Source organism: Streptomyces sp. HmicA12 (assembly GCF_000373565.1).
Lineage (GTDB): Bacteria > Actinomycetota > Actinomycetes > Streptomycetales > Streptomycetaceae > Streptomyces.
Window position 1 is genome coordinate 252122 of the sequence record NZ_KB891798.1, and the last position, 17470, is coordinate 269591.

A 17470-nucleotide genomic window follows, 5' to 3' on the forward strand; every position below is an offset into this window, starting at 1 on the left:
CCGGTGTTCGGGTGACAGGCACCACCTGGGACGCAGAGGCGTCGGTACCCGTTTTCTGCGACGTCCCCGAAGGCCGGACCCGCGCCTAACGTGAGCGTTGTGGCCCTCCATCCTTCGCCCCATGCATCCGATTCCCAAGACGCGCACTCTTCGGACGCGGCGGACCCCGCCGGGGACGCTCCTGTGACGTCCCGATCCGCTGTCGAGGAGGGGATCGGCGGGATCTTCCGCGACATCCTCCGCCGTGACGACGTAGGCGTGCTCGACGACTTCTTCGATCTCGGGGGAAGCTCGCTGATGGCCGTGCGGGCGCTCGGACAGATCCACCAGCGGTACGGGGTGCGGGTCCGGGCGATGGACTTCTTCGAGTCTCCCGTGGCCGCCACCCTGGCGCGGCACGTGATGGACGCCGTGCCCGCCCAGTGGCCGGCGGTGGACCGGCGCCCCACGGGCGCCGAGCCCGTGCTGTCCTACGATCAGCAACGGCTCTGGTTGGAGGACCAGTTGCTGCCGAGCGCCGCCTACCACGTCCACGGCCGGCAACGGCTCAGCGGCGAGGTGGACGTGGCTGTCCTGGACGCCTCACTGCGCGCCATCATGGACCGGCACGAGGCACTGCGCTCCCGGTTCCCCGTACAGGACGGCCGCACCGTGCAGATCGTCGACGGCCTGGCGGACGACTGGCATCTCCGTTTCGAGGACCTGCGCGCCGAGCCCGACGGTGAGGGCCGGGCGCAGGCACTGATGGACGCCGATGCCGCAGAGCCCTTCAGCCTCGAACACGGCCCTCTGGTGCGCTGCCTGCTGATCCGTGTGGGTGAGGCCGAGTACCTGCTGAGCATCACCGCACACCACATCGTGTGCGACGACTGGTCGGTCGGTGTCTTCGTGCGGGAGCTTTCGGCGCTGTACGCGGTGGGGGGCGATCCACAGCGGGCGGAACTGCCCGAACTGCAGGTCCAGTACCGCGATTTCGCCGTCTGGCAACGGAGATGGCTGACCGGCGAGTACCTCGCGCAACAGGTGGACTACTGGCGCGAGCATCTCGCCGGCGCCCCTGCCTTCCTGGCGCTCCCCAGTCGGCGGCGCAGCACGCCGGACGACGTTCTGGTGGGCGGACGCATGTCCGCCGCGCTCTCAAAAGCCGAGACGAGCGCACTCGGCGAGTTGTGCCGCAAGGCCGACGCCACCGTGTTCATGGCACTCCTCGCCGGGTTCGGGACAGTTCTCAGCCGCTGGTCCGGCCAGGACGACGTGGTGATCGGGGTACCGATCACTGGGCGGGCCGACGCCCGGTTGCAGAATCTCATCGGCTTCTTCGTCAATACCCTTCCGTTCCGACTGGACCTCCGTGGCGACCCGACGTTCGCCGAACTCCTCGCCCGGGCCCGCAAGGCGGCCCACGGTGGATACGCGCATGCGGAAGCACCGCTCGATCTGCTGGTCGGCGAGCTTCCGGCCACGCGTGTCCCGTCCCGGACGCCGTTGTTCCAGGTGATCCTGAACGGGGTCGACACCCCCGAGGTCCATCCACTGGCAGGCACCACGGGCGAGGTGTTGGACACCCCGGCCCGTCCCAGCAAGTTCGAGCTCACCCTGAGCGCGCGTACCTGGGACGGGATCCTCCGCCTCGATCTGGAATTCGATGCTCACCGCTATGAGCGGGCGATGATCGAGCAGCTTCTGGACCAGATGACGGAGCTCCTGCGGGCCGCGACGCGAGACCCCGACCGCCCGCTGAGCGCACAGGCCAGTGTCCCGACCGCGTGCGACGGCCCGGCAGTGGATTCTCCCCGACCGGCCCGTGGACCGCAGTCGGCGGCCGACCCTGACGCGGTCGCTGTCGTCGACAGCGCCGGTGAGTGGACCTATCGCCGCATGGACGCCGTCGCCGACCGGGTCTTCCGGACGCTGACACGACACCTGCCCGCCCACGCGGCGAGCCGTCGGCTCGACGACTCCGAGGGCCAGGTCGTCCTCGCGTGGCAGCCCTCCGCTCTCTGTGTGGCCGCGCTCCTGGGATGCCTGCGGGCCGGAATCCGGGTTTCCCTGGATCGTGCGGGCGATGCCCCGGAGGCCCTCGGTGGCTTGGTGGTGCGCGCCGACGGCTCGCGCATCACCATGCGGTTCGGAACCGACGGGACGTACGCCGTCGATGCCGGTGATGCGCAGAGCGACGGAACGGCGTCGGGCACTGATGCGGTCAGGTTCGGGACCGGCCCCGATTGGGCGGTGGCGCGGTACGGGTTCGACTCCCACGACCGCTTCGCCGTGCTCTCCGGCTCCACTCACCATGTGATCTCGGCGATCCTGACGGCCTTCGCCGCGGGAGGGACCCTGGTCCTGGTCGACCCCACACCCGCCGGCGGAACGAACGCGCCGGCCGCGGAGCTGGAGAACCGGGGCGTCAGCGTGCTCTACACGGGACCAGAGGTGTTGCGCGGCCTGGCGGGTTGCTCCTTGCCCGGCCTGCGCCACGTCATCGTCGAGAACGAGGGATCCTTCGTGGCGCAGGACGTCGTCGCGGTGCGCCGCACAGCCCCTGACGCCCGGTGCACGGGCCTGTACGGCATCGGCCCCGACGGCCGCCCAGCGGCGGTCCACGACGTACCGGACGGGTGGTCCGTGGAGACGGCACCCCTGCGCATTCCCCTCGGCCACGTGGTGCACGGCCCCGTGCGACTCGTGCGGCTCGGCGGGCAGGACGCGGCGGTCGGCGAAGTCGCCGAACTCTGTACGCGCAGCGGCCGGAGCGGGCAGCTCGGGCGGCTTTGGGCCGACGGGACGATCGAGTTCGTCGGCGCGGTCGGCAGCGACCCGACGGCCGAGGTCCTCCCGGCCGCCTGCGCGCTGCGTTCGCTCCCGGGCGTCGTCGATGCCCTTGTGGTGGACTCGAGGGAAGCGGACACCGGCGCGGGTACGGGGCTCGTCGCCTATCTGGTGACCGAGAACGGCGAGTTCGACCCGGCCGCGGCCCAACCCCGGCTCGCGGCGCTGGTGCCCGACGCGCTGCTTCCGTGGCCTCTCGTGGTGCTCGACCGGCTGCCGCTGACCGAGGACGGCGCGTACGACCTGGCCGCCCTGCCGCGTCCGGATGCGCCCGAGACCACCGACCGGTACGTCGCTCCGCGAACTCCCGTGGAACGGCAGCTCGTCGAGATCCTCGCGGCCCTGCTCAACGTCGACCGGGTCGGCGTCCATGACAGCTTCTTCGAACTGGGCGGATTCTCGTTGCTCGCGACGCAGCTGAACATTCGGATCCGCGAGACCGTCCAGGTGAACCTCACCCTGCGCGACATCTTCGCGTCGGCGACGGTCGAGATGCTGGCGCGGCGCATCGCGTACCGCCAGGCCGAGCAGGAGCCGGTCGAGGATGTCGAGGCCCTGCTCAGCGATCTGGAGGCAGAGGTGTCCCGCGACGCCTGAACGAGGCGGCCCGGCGCGCATCGGCTGATCTCCCGACGGACAAGTCCGCCGGGAGATCAGCCGTTTGCATCCGGTGTCCAGGGCAGGACGTCGCCGACCCAGCGACACCGGGTGGACCCCACAGGGGTCCACCCGATCCGGTCAGACCGAGAAGTCTCGTACGGCGATGGTCTGACCGGACAGCACCGGGAAGCCCGCCCAACCGGTACCCGGAGCGAGCCGCGGTGCGTCGACACCGTCCGGAAGGCTGGAGGCCGTGGACAGGACGCGAAGGCGCAGCGGGCCTTTGCCCTTCACCCGGAGGGTGAGGTCGATGCCCTTGCCGGAAAGCGCGGCGTACCGGAATCCCCAGCCCCAGGGCTCGGCCAGCGCGCTCTTCGCCGTATCGATGTGCACACCGTCGACCGTCGCGCCCTGCACCGAGTGGTGGGTGGTGTCCGCGAAGACGTCCACCATGAAGACGTCGTCGGGCAGGGTGAGGTGCAGTCGCACGGTGCGCTGCCCGGTCGTGGGGTCGACGTCTTCGGGAGCGGCCCGTCTGACGCGGGGCTCGGGGAGACCGGGGGCCTCCGGTGCGCGGCCGTGATACAGCGGCACGCCGGACAGGGACGGAATCCGGTCGTCGAGCCGACTCGGTCCTGCGGTGAGCAGCCGTCCCACGGCCGGCTGGTCCTGTCCGCCCCGGCTCAGCCAAGTGGCCTTTCCCGTATTGGCTTTCCAGGCGTAAGCGAGGCTGACCGGGCGCGGATTCACGGCGCTGTACCCGTTCATGGACGCGGCGACGGCCGCGGTCGCCGCCGTTCCCAGGAGCAGGATCGCCCCGAGTGCCGCAGAGACCCGGCGGCTCGGCCGTGGCTCGACGAGGGGAAGCGCCGTCGCGGCGAGCAGGGTCAGCATCAGCAGGGGAGCGGCGCCCAGCCCGAGTCCGACAGCGGTCGTCACCAGCACCGCAACGGGAAGCAGCAGCACGGTGGCAGGCAGTGCCGCAGCCCCGGCGGCCAGCAGGTGGAGCGGCGAGCGGGGTGCGACGGACAACGTCGAGAGCAGGGTGCCCAGACCGATCAGGGCCGGCCAGGTGAACAGATAGGCACCTCCGGGCAGGAGGACGGCGCCGATCAGTGAAAGCGCCACGAACCAGCCGAGTACACCGGTGGACGCCTCTGTGGGCGACATGCGACGACGTGCCCACCGGTACCAGACCAGCAGGACCACGACCATCACCAGCGCACCCGATGCGAGATACGGCATCGGGTGGTACACGGCACCGATGCCCAGGCCGAAAGCGGGCTGGAGCGCGGTCAGCAGCCACCATCCGCCGAAGCCGACCCCCGCGGCGGCCAGGAGGACGGCCGAGAACGAGCCCGCGGCGAGTCCGGCCCGCGAGGGGCGCAGACCGTGACGCCGACCGCGGATCATGACCAGGACGAGGAGCACCAGCGCGGCGACGGCCAGCGGCAGAGTGAGCCAGCCAGGGTAGGAGACGACCGTGCCGAACAGGGAGAAATAGGTGCCCGCGGGCTCGTCCGAGGCGAGGTCGACGGCGCTCAGCGAGCGCACGGCAGCGAGGCCGGAGTCCCCCATGTCCTGCACGCTTCCGGCGTTCACGTGGGCGATGTCGTCGCCGGCCGTGTGGTAGCGGGCGACGCCGTCCATGTAGGCGAAGTTGATCCCGCGCATGCCATCGGCGGCCAGGACGGTGAGGTCGGTGTCGTTGGGAAGCAGGCTGTACAAGGCACCCGCGAACGAGGAGGTCACCGCGTCCGAATCGGCGACCGTCGAGGTCAGACCGCCCTCCATCTGGAACATCAGGGCAGGGCCCGACACGCCGCGGGCCTCCAGGTTCACGACGGCGACTCGACGCGGATCGCCGACCGCTCCCGAATCGACGAACCCCTGGGCGCCGAGCAGGCCGGGCTCCTCGGCATCGGTGAACAGCACGTCGATGTCGTTGCGCGCCTGCGGCAGCGAGCGCAGCGTACGGACGATCTCGAGGACTGCGGCGACATTGGTGCCGTTGTCACTGGCTCCCGGGCCTGTGGGCACGGAGTCGTAATGGGCCACCAGCAGGACCCGGCCGGTGGGTTTCGAACCCGGTATGTGAGCGTGCACGTTGCTCACTCGGGCGAGCGTCGGATAACCACCCGACGGCAGACGGGACGCCACGCGCGTCTGCACGGTGGGCCGGACGCCGAGGCCGCGCAGTTCACGAACGAGGAAGGCGCGCACGTCAGCCGCGGCCGCGGAGCCCGCGGGATGCGCAGTGGCGGCGATGTCGTCGATCCTGGAGAGGGCGCGCTGCGCGGAGAACTCTGTCTGCGGCACCGAGGCGGGCCTGGGAGCGGGAGGCCGCATGGACCAGATACTCGCCGTGCCGGCCAGCAGCAGCACGAGTGCGATCGTGACCGACGCCGCGCGCCGGTGCCATGGGGTGGGCGAGGCCCCGCGCTGTGCGGTCGAGGGCGGCGGTGTCTGTTGCTGGGTCGTCATAGACGTGGCTGACCTGTCATCAGAGAGCACTGTCCTACCGGGATCCCATGGTCCGGCAGCCGTAGCAGACGCGAGCACTCCCCGGTTTCAGGGACTCCTGCGGTGAGGGCCGCCCCCTCGGGCCTCGGTGGGGCCGGTACCGGACGAGCCCCGCGCACGCCCCTCGACGTCTGTGCTGTGAAAGGGGGACAGGTCGGAACCTGTGCAGATCGTTACGGTGAGGGCACGCTTCCCGGTGGCGAACGATCGCCGCCGACAACCGTGCGACCACAGGGGGACAAGGGCCATGCGGCTGCGGAGTCAGACGGTCGAGCAGCGTGATTCACCCATCAGCTCCGCGTACGAACTGCTGGAGGAGCACGGGCACTCCGGGAAGCTGCTCGATCTCGCGCAGGCGGCCCCGCAGTATCCGCCGGCTCAGGTGGTGAGCGAGTACGTTGCCGACCTGGTGCGTCGTGGCGAGGGCAGCGAGTACACCGAGGTTCCCGGAATACCGCGGCTGCGTGCCACGATGGCCGCCGAACTGAGCGAGGCGTACGCAGGGCGGGTGAGCGCTGAACACGTCGTCGTCACCGCAGGGTGCAACCAGGCGTTCTCGCTGGTCGCCTCGGCGTTGGCCGGCCCTGGCGACGAGGTGGTGGTGGCACTCCCGTACTACTTCAATCACGACATGTGGCTCCGGATGAACGGCATCGAGCCGGTGTACCTGGAGCCCGATGAGAACCTGGTGCCACGGGCGGTGGACGCCGAACCGCTGATCACCGGGCGGACGCGCGCGATCGTACTCGTCACCCCGGGAAATCCGACCGGCGTGACGATGCCCGCGCAGGAGATCGCCGCGTTCGCGTCGTTGGCCGCGCGGCACGACATCGCGCTGGTGGTCGACGAGACCTACCGCTCCTTCCGGAGCACCGACCGGCCGGCGCACGACCTCTTCGCCGACCCGGCGTGGACACGCACAGTGGTGAGCCTCCACTCGTTCTCCAAGGACCTTGCCATTCCCGGCTACCGCGTCGGTGCGGTGGTGGCGTCGGCCGAGCTCAACCGTGAGGTGTGCAAGCTCCTCGACTGCGTGGCGGTCTGCGCCCCGCGGATCGGTCAGGAAGCCGCGTGGATGGGATTGACGCAGGCCCACCAGTGGCGGGTCGACCGCGCGCGGGAGCTCGCGGACCGCAGGGCCTGGCTGGACGAGGTGATGGCCGACCGGCCGGGCGGGTTCGAACTGCTCTCGTGCGGAGGGTTCTTCGGCTGGATCAAGCACCCCTTCGCCGAGCGGACGACCGCGGACGTCGTGCGTGCGCTCGTCCAGGACCATGGTGTGCTGGTGGTTCCCGGTAGCGCGTTCCTCCCGGAGGACCGGCAGACGTTGCGGGTGAGCGTCGGAAACGCCGACCCGGGGGCCATGTCCGAACTCGCGGACCGCTTCCGGGCCATGGGAGCCGACTGACCCCTCCCGCCGCGTGTCAGGCCGTCGGTGTCCTGGCTTCACGGGACACCGCAAGCGGATGGTGCGGCGGTAACTTGCCTCTTGCCCGAGCTGTCGACATGCGATGAGTGAGGACCATGAATCCGTTCGATGATCCCGATGGCACCTTCCTCGTGCTCGTGAACGACGAAGAGCAGTACTCCCTGTGGCCGACGGTTCTCGAGGTGCCGCCCGGGTGGAACATCAGCCATGAAGCGGACACGCGCCAAGGATGTCTGCACTACATAGAGGCGACGTGGACCGATCTGCGGCCGCGCAGCGCCCGCCCCGGAGGCACCGGAGCCGACAGGGAGACAGCGCGGCACAGCGGGGTCGCCTAGTGGATGCCAGCATCTTCTTCTTCTCCGCGGACGCGGACGCGGAGGAGAGAGGGGCGGGAGCGGACCGGTACGCGCTGGTGAAGGCCGTCGCCGCTCGTATCGATGACAGCGCCCTGTGCGGAGTGTGGACTCCTGAACGGCACTTCAACGTGTTCGGCGGTCTGTACCCGAATCCTTCGGTGCTGGGCGCCGCACTCGCCGTGTCGACCGACAGGGTCGCGATCAGGGCGGGCAGCGTCGTGCTTCCCTTGCACGATCCGGTCCGGGTCGCCGAGGAATGGTCGGTGGTCGACAACCTGTCGGCGGGACGCGCGGAGATCGCCTTCTCGAGTGGCTGGCACGCCAACGACTTCGTCCTGGCGCCGGAGGCCTACGAGGGGCGACTCGCGTCCTTGGACGATGCCATGGACCGATTCACGCGGCTGTGGCAAGGGGGTGCCGAGAAACGTACCGATGGAAACGGTGACCAGATCTCGGTCATGACCTATCCGCGACCGCGACGATCCGAGATTCCCCTGTGGATGTCCGGACAGTCCGACACGACGTTCCTGCACGCGGCCCGGCGCGGCATGGGAATCGTCACGAACTTCACCGGAAGACGCCTCGACGACCTCGAACGACGCATCGCCCTCTACCGTTCCGCGTTCGTGCCGTCCGGACACACTCCGGACCCTCGGGTCGGGCTGATGCTGCACACGTACATCAACGATGATCCGCGCGCCGTGGCGGAAGCGCTCGACTCGTCCTATGACGCCTACATCCGCCGCCACCTCGATCTGCAGTTGCGCAACGAGGTGGCGGACGTCTCCGCGGCCGATCTGGACGACATGGTGGCAACGGCGAAGGCGCGGCTTCGAGACGGTGGAGGCCTCGTCGGCGACAGGGCCACCTGCACGGAGCTGGTCCGCCGCTTCGGCGCGATCGGTGTCACCGAAATCGCCTGCCTGGTGGACTTCGGCATCGACCCGGAGCTGGTGCTCGAGAGCTTTGACGATCTTGGCGAACTCGCCGCGTCCGTCGGAAGGTTGGGGGAGCAATGAAACTGCCGCTCGCGAAGCTCGAAGAATGGATGCGGCGCTACTACCACGCGGTCGAGCACGACATCGGCAGCAGCGGCGTACGGGATCTGACGGTCGGTGAGCTGTGCGACATCGCCGGCTTCGACCTGGCCGAGTTGTCGGCGCTTCCGTTCCACGACAGCGAGCCCCTCGGAGGGCGGGATCTGCGCGTCGCGCTGGCCGATCGCTGGACCGGCGGTGACAGCGAGCGCGTCATGGTCACCCACGGATCCAGCGAGGCCATCTGGCTCGTCATGCAGACCCTGGTGCGGCCCGGGGACGACGTCATCGTCGTCGATCCGGCCTACCAGCAACTCCATGACATCGCCGTGGCCCGCGGCTGTCGTCTGAGGCGATGGGATCTCTCCTGCGATGACGGCTTCGCCGTCGACATGAGCCGACTGCGGGAACTGGTGGCGGCGGAGCGGCCGCGCATGATCGTCGTCAACTTCCCCCACAACCCGACAGGCATCACCATCACCCGCGAACAGCAGGACGAGCTGATCGAGATCGCGGACGCGGCCGGCGCATGGCTCGTGTGGGACAACGCCTTCGGCGAGATCACTTATGAGGCCGCGAATCTGCCGCTGCCGCACGACCGTTACGAGCGCAGCCTGTCCTTCGGCACGTTCTCGAAGAGTTACGGACTGGCGGGCATCCGCACCGGCTGGTGCCTGGCACCCCCCAAGCTGCTGCTGGAGATGGCTTATCTGCGCGACTACGTGGCGCTCTACGTCTCGCCGGTCCTCGAGTTCTTCGCGGAACGGGCCGTCCGCAACGCGGATCGCATCGTCGCGATGCAGCGCGCACACGCGCTGGAGAACCGGGAACTCCTGCTCGCATGGGCGAGGGAGCGTCCTGACCACGTCCGGTTGACGCCGCCCGAGGGTGGTGTCAGCGCGTTCGTCGAGCTGCGCGGCGTCCGGGACGTGACCGAGGTGTGCCGCAGGCTCGCCGAGGAGTTCCGCACGCTGCTGGTCCCCGGGGAGTGCTTCGGAGACGCGTACCGCAACCATGTCCGGCTGGGCTTCGGAGGCACCGGCGCCGAGCTCACGGCCGGACTGACCAACCTGGATCGGCTGTTGAAGCCGTGAGTCCGGCAGCCTCGGAAGGCTGCCGGACTCACGGCTGGGGCGTCGGGGCGCGTCCTGGGTCGTGTCCGCAAAGTCCCTCCTGCCCTGCGACGCCTGGCACGCTTCCCCAAGCTCTCAACTCCGTTCGAGCAGGGGAGACCCCATTGACGCCGCAGGGCCCGCCCTCCGGGCGGACGGAGGGACTTTGCGGACACGACCTAGTAGATGACCCGGTCGTCCGCGGCCGGGCGCCAGGCCCGTGAACCGCGCAGATTGCGCGTGAGGTTGAGGCGCTTGAGCCAACGGTCGCTGCCGTCGTAACGGGCCCGGAAGGATTTGCGGCCGTGCACCGCACGGAAATTGTCGATGAAAGCGACGTCGCCCGGTTCCAGGGCGACGCCCTTCATCTTGGATTCGATCTCGTCGCACAGCCCGGTGTATGCGGACAGCGAGCGTTCGCTCCATCCCTCGGTTTTCATGTGGTAAGGGTCGAGCACCATGTAGGGATCGGTCCGGTCACCGAAAAGCACCGGTCGCTTCACCGGGTTCGCGTTCCACTCCTCGATCGTCCTGAAGCTGTCCTCGCGCAGCCGTCGGATCGTCGGATCGGCTGTTGACGTCGAATTCACGGGCAGGTGGGAGTTGTCGGGCAGCTGTGTGAAGACCGGTTCGAAGAGCGCTTCGACATCGAGCCCGGACCAGTCGAGATCGCCCGCGTCGCAGATCGTCGTCTCGACCGCGTCGGGGTTCTTCAGGCACATCAGGGCGACGTAGTCCCCGCGGCAGGGATGGAACGCATCCTCCGTGTGCCAGGACAGGTGCTGGAGGCTGTTCGAACCGAGTTCATAGTGTTCGTGGCCCTTGATGGGCAGGACATCATGCATGATCCGGCCGTCCTGTTGGGTCGACCAGCCGAAGAAGTCGCCCAGCACCGAGGCGCACAGCAGGAAGAAGACCTCGTGGCGCAGGGTGGGCGAGGAGACGTCACTGCCGCGCCAGTGTTCCGGCGTCGGCCCGATCTCGTCCTCGTTCACCTCGAAGCCCGAGACCAGGCAGAGCGCTGCCGGCTCGCGCAACCGGTGGTCCTCGAGGAACTCCAGAAGCCGCGTGGGCAATCGCCGGGCAAGCAGCGGAGCCTGGCGCTGGAGCTCCGGATCCTCGACGGTGGTGTACCGGACGGCGATGTCGCTGAGCAGCGGTCCGACTCCCGTACGCTCGTGCGCCGTCAGCGTGAGCTTGTTCATCGCACTTCCTTCTGCCGCCGTGGTTCGCGGCGAGTTCATGAACACGCAGAGCACGCACGAGCGTAGGAGCCCGCACAGCGGAGGTGGAGGTGCCCAATACAAGGGACAAGTAATCCGCGCCCTCCCAAAATAGGGTCACCCACGTTGATCCCGATTCGGCATCCGTGATATCGGCAGACGAGGGAATTTGTGACCGCGAACCTGACCTTGATGGAAGTCGACGCACTGACCGATCTCGATGGTCGTTTGAATCTGACGGACGGACATGCGCGACTGGCGTTGACGCCGGAGCAGGCAGCCATTGTCGCCCGCATCCCGGAGATGTTCGCGATCGCCACTCGCCGAGCTTTTCCGACGATCGAAGAGGCGGCGCACACCGCCTTCCTCGGTGCCATCGGACAGCGCACGGCACCGATCGGGACGGGCCGCATCCTGTCCTGCTACTCCTCGACCCTCGCCACGGACATCGTGGCGCGGGCACTGCCGGCCGGCGCGACCGTCGCCGTCCTGCATCCGACGTTCGACAACATCGCCGACCTCTTCCAGACCCGGGGTCTGAAACTGGTCCCGCTGCAGGAAGAGGCGTTGGTCAACCAGGACTGGCCAGGACCGCCGGTGAGCGCCGTCGTCATCACCCTGCCGAACAATCCGACGGGCATGGTGACCCCGGAGGGCCATCTGCGGTCCCTGGCCGAACACGCCGCGCGGCACGGCCAGACGGTGATCGTCGACGCCAGCTTCCGCGGCCAGGTGCGCGACGCGCAGTACGACACCTACGCCGTTCTCGATGCCGCGGGTGCGGACTGGATCATCATCGAGGACACCGGCAAGCTCTGGCCGATGCACGAGCTGAAGATCGGCATGCTCGCCTACAGCGAACGCACCACGCTCCCCATCCGACGTGCCTTCTCCGAGTCGATGCTGGCCGCGTCACCGGTGGTGCTGCAGCTGGTCGAGGCACTTGCCGGGGACTGGGCGGACGGCGGATACGAACGCGCCCGCGCGCTCGTCGAGCGGAACCGCGACGCGGTGCGCGAGGCGATCGAGGCGGTCGGTACCGGCCTGGCCGACCCCGACTCCCAGATCAGTGTGGCGCGGGTCGCCCTGCCGGAGGGCGGCCCCGACTCCGCGCAGCTCTACAACGACCTGAGGGCCCGCGGGGCGCACGTGCTGCCCTGCGCCCCCTTCTACTGGGCCGATCCTGCCAGTGGCCTGCGCAGCATCCGCATGTCGCTCGCACGACCGCACGAAGTCGTCCACGCCGCAGCCGCCGCCCTGGCCGACGCCTACTCCGCCCGGAGGTGAGCGATGACCGCCGCCACGATGGACTTCGAGATCCGCCCGACGAGTCGGCCCCTGCCGGCGGCCGAACGTGAAGCAGTCCTGAAAGAGCCGGGGTTCGGGCAGACTTTCACCGATCACATGGTGACGCTGCGCTGGTCCGCAGGGCGCGGTTGGCACGACGGACGCCTCGAACCGTACGGCGCCTTCACGCTGGAGCCGGCGACCTCGGTCTTCCACTACGGACAGGCGATGTTCGAGGGAATGAAGGCGTACCGCCAATCTGACGGAGCGGTCACGCTGTTCCGTCCGACTGCGAACGCGGCACGGTTCAACGCGTCGGCGCGGCGCATGGCGATGCCCGAACTGCCCCCGGAGATCTTCGTCAGAGCGGTCGAACTGCTCGTGGCCCACGACCGTGCCTGGGTGCCGGAAGGAGCCGGTCGGAGCCTGTACCTGCGCCCCTTCATGATCGCCACGGATCCCTCGCTCGGGTTCACTCACCCGTCGCGGACCTTCCTGTTCTGTGTCGTCGCCTCGCCCGCCACCGCGTACTTCGGCGGGGGACCGCCCAAGTCCCTGACGGTCTGGCTGTCCACGGCCTACACGCGGGCCGTCCGTGGTGGCACGGGCTTCGCCAAGACGGGCGGCAACTACGCGGGCGCCTTCGCCGCGGGGTTGGAGGCAACGGCCCACGGGTGCGACCAGGTGGTGTGGCTGGACGCCATGGAGCACCGGTGGGCCGAGGAGATGGGGGGAATGAACCTGTTCTTCGTGCACGCACGGCCGGGCGGACGCCCGCTCCTGACGACGCCGCCTCTGACGGGCACGTTGCTGCCGGGCATCACGCGTGACTCTCTCCTCACCCTGGCGCCGAAGATGGGCTACGACGTGACAGAGAGCCCCGTGTCCGTGGACCAATGGCGGGAGGAGTGCGCGTCGGGCGAGCTGACCGAGGTGTTCGCCTGCGGTACGGCGGCGGTGATAGCGCCGGTCGGCACCGTGAAGTCGCAGAGCGGGCGATGGACGGTCGGCGACGGCGAACCGGGGTCGGTGACACTTCGGTTGCGCCGGGAGCTGCTGGGAATCCAGCACGGTTCGGCCCCCGATCCGGAAGGCTGGGTCCATCATGTCCGCTGAAGTCGAGGCCCGGCCGAGGGAGCCTCGGTGTATCCACGAGATGGTGGTCGAGCAGGCCCGTCGCTCACCCGACGCGATCGCTGTCAGCCACGGAGATCTGCGGATCACCTATGGTGAGCTGGACGTCCGATCGGCGGCGCTGGCGCGCCGCTTGCGGAGCGCCGGGGTGGCGCACGGAGACATCGTGGTGGTCCTGCTGGACCGGTCCGTCGACCTGATCGTGGCGCTGACAGCGGTGCTGCGCGCCGGTGGGGCCTATCTCTATCTGGACCCGGTGGAGCCAACCGGTCAGCGGGAGCGGATCCTGGCCGACACCCGCGCCCGACACGCCCTCACCGACATCGACTCCGCACACGCGATCGACCTGCCGGTCGTGGTGTGTGTCGAGGACGTCAAGGACGTCGAGGACGTCGAGGACGTCAAGGACGTCAAGGACGTCAAGGACGTCAAGGACGCCGAGGACGCCGAGGACATCGAGCCCGAGACGGCTTCGTTCGACACCGAAGGGGGTGCCGAGGCCTGCGCAATGCCCGTGGACAGCCCGGCGTACGTCTGCTACACCTCGGGCTCCACCGGGGACCCCAAGGGCGTGGTCGTGTCGCATCGGGCGGTGTTCCGGCTCGTCGACGACCCCTCCTGGATCGACGTCCGCGACGATGACGTGTTCTTCCAGCTCACCCGTGTCGGGTTCGATGTGTCCACGTTCGAGATCTGGATGCCCCTGGTGCGGGGTCTGCGGCTCGCCCTGGGACCAGCGCTGCACGCCAACCTCGACCTTGCCGACCTGGCCGGGATCATGCGTGCCGAAGGCGTCACCGTGCTGTGGCTGACGTCAGGTCTGTTCCACAAGATGGTGACGCATCAGCTGGACGGACTGTCGGGGATCCGGCATCTGCTCGCCGGTGGCGATGTCCTCTCCCCCGCCCATGTCAGCAGGGTCATGACCGCCTACCCCGACATGCTCTTCACCAACGGCTACGGACCGACGGAGAACACCACCTTCAGCACCTGCTGGACCACCCGCGAGTCCGGACCGGAATCCACGGTGCCCATCGGGGTTCCGATCGACGGCAGTTCCGCCGTGGTGCGGGGTCCCGACCTGCGGCCCGTGGCCGACGGAGAGGCCGGCGAGTTGTGGGTCGGCGGCAGCGGGGTGGCCAACGGATACCTGCATCGACCGGCGGAGACAGCGGCGCGCTTCGTCGCGGACCTCGATCCCGCGGCGGCACCGGGCAGCCGGATGTACCGAACAGGAGACCTTGCGCGGTGGCGGGGCGACGGCACCCTGGAGTTCCTCGGCCGGGTCGATCGGCAGCTGAAGATTCGTGGCTACCGCGTGGAGCCGAGCATGGTGGAGTCGGAGATCCTGCGCCTCCCCGGTGTCGTGCAGGCCGCGGTGGTGCCTCGCAGCTACGGGGCGAGCGATACGCGTCTGATCGCGTATGTCGCGGCCGGGGAACGCGACCCGTCGACCTGGGCGGCGTTCAGCGCCTCGCTGCGGGAGCAGTTGCAGGCGGTGCTGCCGGCCCACCTGGTCCCGTGGGCGATCGTCATTCACCCCGAGCTGTCGCTCAACCCGAACGGAAAGGTCGACCGTTCGGCACTGCCGTCGGCAAGGATTCCGCGGAACGTGTGGAACGAGTACGTGGCGCCCAGGGACTCCGTCGAGGCACGGCTGGCGGAGATCTGGAGCGAGGCGCTGGACATCGACGAGGTCGGCGTCGAGGACAACTTCTTCGACCTGGGAGGACATTCCCTGCTCGCCGCGGAGCTGCTGGCCGCTCTGCCCGTGGAGTTCGAGGCGACACTGCCCGCACGCACGCTGTACCTGAGACCCACGATCGCGGAACTCGCGAAGGAGCTTCGGGGCAGTGCGGGGGAGTCCAGGCCCGAGAGGAGTACGGATGCGTCCGCTCAGTAGGCATGAGGCCGACTCGTCCGGCGTTCCGGCCGGGGGCTGTCCCGTCGGTGCGGCTTCCGCCGGCCTGGCGCATGCCGCGTCCTTCACCGAACTGGGTTTTCGTGGCGTCTGGGCGCAGATGCGCGAGGAGGACCATCTGGAGTGGACGCAGGTGGACGACCACAGAGGCTTCTGGTCGGTGGTGAGGTACGACGATGTGGAGAGGGTTCTGCGGGACGCCGCCACCTTCACCTCGGAACGCGGCACCATGATCAATATTCTGGGTGCCGAGGACCCGGCCGGCGGACGGCAGATCGCCGCGACCGATCCACCGCGTCACACCGTCATGCGGGCGCGCCTGCAGAAGGCGCTCGCCATCAAGTCCATCGAGAAGCAGCAGAGCATGATCAGCCGCTTGGTCGACGAGGCGCTGGCACCCCTGGCCGCCGACGGTGGCTTCGACTTCGCGGAGGCGATGCTGGCACTGCCGGTGGCCATCGGTGGCGAGTCGATGGGGCTGCCGCGTGCGGACTGGCCGCGGTTGGGAGAACTCCTGGTCGCCTCGATCGCCGCCGACGATCCCGCCTATCAGAAGGAGGGCGGCACCCAGGCGACCCTTGACGCCGCCCACCGCGAACTGTTCGCCTACTTTCAGGACATCTACACCGAGCGGCGTCGCAACCTCGGAGACGACCTCGTCAGTGTGCTGATCACCACCGAGGTGGACGGACGCACCATGACCCCTGGCGAGGTCATGTCCAACTGCTACAGCGTGCTGCTCGGAGCGGTCGTCACGACGCCGCACGCCCCCAACTACATGATGACCGAGCACATCGCCGACGGAACCCTCGACCGGTGGGCCGAGGATCTCACCGTCACCCCGACCGCGGTGGAGGAAGCACTGCGGCTGGGCTCACCCGTCAGCCACTTCATGCGGTACGCCGTCGACGACGTGGTCATGCACGGGACTCGTATACGGGCGGGTGACGCGGTGGTCAGCTGGCTCGGCGCCGCGAACCGTGACAGTACGGTGTTCCCGGACGCGGAGCGGTTCGACATGCGACGGCGCCCGAACAAGCATCTGGCCTTCGGAATCGGCCCGCACTACTGCGTCGGGCACACCGTCGCGCGGGTCACCCTGCGCACCTTGTTCAACGAGCTGCTGACGCGCTTCACGACGTTCGAGCCCGCAGGTGAACCACAGCGACTGCGGTCCAACTTCGTCTCCGGCCACCGGAAGCTGCCGATCACCGCGTCGCCCGCCCACACAGGCTGAGTCCGAACGTCGGAAGGGTTCCCCATGTCCTCGTCGCGACCTCCCCTGCGCAACCGCTGGTTGCCCCGTGAACCGTCGCGGAGCGCGCGCGCACGGGTCTTCCTCATTCCCTATTCGGGTTGTGGTGCGAGCATGTACCGGCAGTGGCCCGCGCAGCGCGACGGGGTGGAGTTCCTGCCGGTCGAGCTTCCGGGACACGAGTCACGGTTCGCAGAGCCCAACTTCACCTCCTACGCGGAGCTCGGCGAGCAGATGGCCGAAGGGCTCGCGCCTCACCTCGACGTGCCGTTCGGCTTCTTCGGCCACTGCGGTTCGGCGCTCGCGGCGTACGAGACCTCGGTGCAGATGGTCACGCGGAACGTGGCGATTCCGTCGGCGCTGTTCGTCTCGTCCGAGGTCGCCCCGCAGGACGGCCCCGCCGGCAGGTTCCTCGAGATGGACGACCACGAGTTGGGCGCCGAGCTGGAGAAGCTGATCCGTGAACTGGGCGGCACGCCGTCTGCCGAACTGATCGAGCTGTACCTGGAGGTTCTGCGCGCCGACGTGGAGACCAACAGACGTTACGTCGTGCCCGCACCCGTCCGGTTGCCGTGCCCGATCATCGCCGTCGGCTGGACCGGGGACAAGGAGATCCCGTACGCGACCATGGGCGGCTGGCCGACATGCGGGGACACGAAGTCGGTGCTGCTGGAGGGCAGCCATCACCGGTTCATCGAGGCGCCGGCCGACCTGCTCGACCTGATGGGTGCCGCACTCGGGCACGGCTCGTGACCGGCGCC

12 protein-coding genes are annotated in these 17470 nt (G+C 68.9%); 10 read left to right on the forward strand and 2 right to left on the reverse strand.

The features are described 5' to 3' along the window. Positions 1-183: 183 nt before the first annotated feature. On the forward strand, positions 184-3426 hold the full coding sequence (locus B072_RS0104965; protein ID WP_018528829.1) for a condensation domain-containing protein: 3243 nt from the start codon (positions 184-186) through the stop codon (positions 3424-3426). A 141-nt stretch (positions 3427-3567) separates the two neighbouring features. On the opposite strand, the gene B072_RS0104970 is transcribed toward B072_RS0104965, so the two are convergent. Next, positions 3568-5913, reverse strand: a complete 2346-nt coding sequence (locus B072_RS0104970) for a M20/M25/M40 family metallo-hydrolase (RefSeq protein ID WP_018528830.1) — start codon at positions 5911-5913, stop codon at positions 3568-3570. A 286-nt stretch (positions 5914-6199) separates the two neighbouring features. Between B072_RS0104970 and B072_RS0104975 the strand changes: the two genes are divergently transcribed. The 4 genes from B072_RS0104975 to vioD all read left to right on the forward strand — a co-directional run bounded on the left by B072_RS0104975 (position 6200) and on the right by vioD (position 9871). Then, positions 6200-7360, forward strand: coding sequence for an aminotransferase (locus tag B072_RS0104975; RefSeq protein ID WP_018528831.1), 1161 nt, complete (start codon positions 6200-6202; stop codon positions 7358-7360). Between the two features lie 116 nt (positions 7361-7476). After that, positions 7477-7719, forward strand: a complete 243-nt coding sequence (locus B072_RS42435; RefSeq protein ID WP_018528832.1) for an MbtH family protein — start codon at positions 7477-7479, stop codon at positions 7717-7719. After that, on the forward strand, positions 7611-8759 hold the full coding sequence (locus B072_RS42440; protein WP_078506294.1) for a MupA/Atu3671 family FMN-dependent luciferase-like monooxygenase: 1149 nt from the start codon (positions 7611-7613) through the stop codon (positions 8757-8759). Before B072_RS42435 ends, B072_RS42440 begins: the two co-directional genes overlap by 109 nt. Beyond that, on the forward strand, positions 8756-9871 hold the full coding sequence (gene vioD / locus B072_RS0104990; RefSeq protein WP_018528834.1) for a capreomycidine synthase: 1116 nt from the start codon (positions 8756-8758) through the stop codon (positions 9869-9871). Before B072_RS42440 ends, vioD begins: the two co-directional genes overlap by 4 nt. A 197-nt stretch (positions 9872-10068) precedes the next feature. Here the strand turns inward: vioD and vioC are convergent, their stop codons facing one another. Beyond that, positions 10069-11094 (reverse strand): arginine beta-hydroxylase, Fe(II)/alpha-ketoglutarate-dependent, encoded by a 1026-nt coding sequence (gene vioC, locus B072_RS0104995; RefSeq protein ID WP_018528835.1) that lies wholly within the window; start codon positions 11092-11094, stop codon positions 10069-10071. A 210-nt stretch (positions 11095-11304) separates the two neighbouring features. On the opposite strand from vioC, the gene B072_RS0105000 reads away from it, so the two are divergent. The 5 genes from B072_RS0105000 to B072_RS0105020 are packed head-to-tail and all read left to right on the forward strand — an operon-like array spanning position 11305 to position 17462. Next, on the forward strand, positions 11305-12399 hold the full coding sequence (locus B072_RS0105000) for an aminotransferase class I/II-fold pyridoxal phosphate-dependent enzyme (RefSeq protein ID WP_106432825.1): 1095 nt from the start codon (positions 11305-11307) through the stop codon (positions 12397-12399). 3 nt (positions 12400-12402) lie between these two features. Then, positions 12403-13515 (forward strand): branched-chain amino acid aminotransferase, encoded by a 1113-nt coding sequence (locus B072_RS0105005; RefSeq protein ID WP_018528837.1) that lies wholly within the window; start codon positions 12403-12405, stop codon positions 13513-13515. Further along, on the forward strand, positions 13505-15436 hold the full coding sequence (locus B072_RS42445) for a non-ribosomal peptide synthetase (RefSeq protein WP_199791006.1): 1932 nt from the start codon (positions 13505-13507) through the stop codon (positions 15434-15436). The genes B072_RS0105005 and B072_RS42445 overlap by 11 nt, the downstream gene beginning before the upstream one ends. Next, the gene (locus B072_RS0105015; RefSeq protein ID WP_018528839.1) at positions 15420-16691 is read left to right on the forward strand and encodes a cytochrome P450; all 1272 of its coding nucleotides are present in this window, start codon (positions 15420-15422) and stop codon (positions 16689-16691) included. Before B072_RS42445 ends, B072_RS0105015 begins: the two co-directional genes overlap by 17 nt. A gap of 24 nt (positions 16692-16715) precedes the next feature. Further along, a complete protein-coding gene (locus tag B072_RS0105020) occupies positions 16716-17462 on the forward strand; it encodes a thioesterase II family protein (RefSeq protein ID WP_026245462.1) in 747 nt (248 codons plus the stop codon). The last annotated feature ends 8 nt before the right edge of the window (positions 17463-17470 follow it).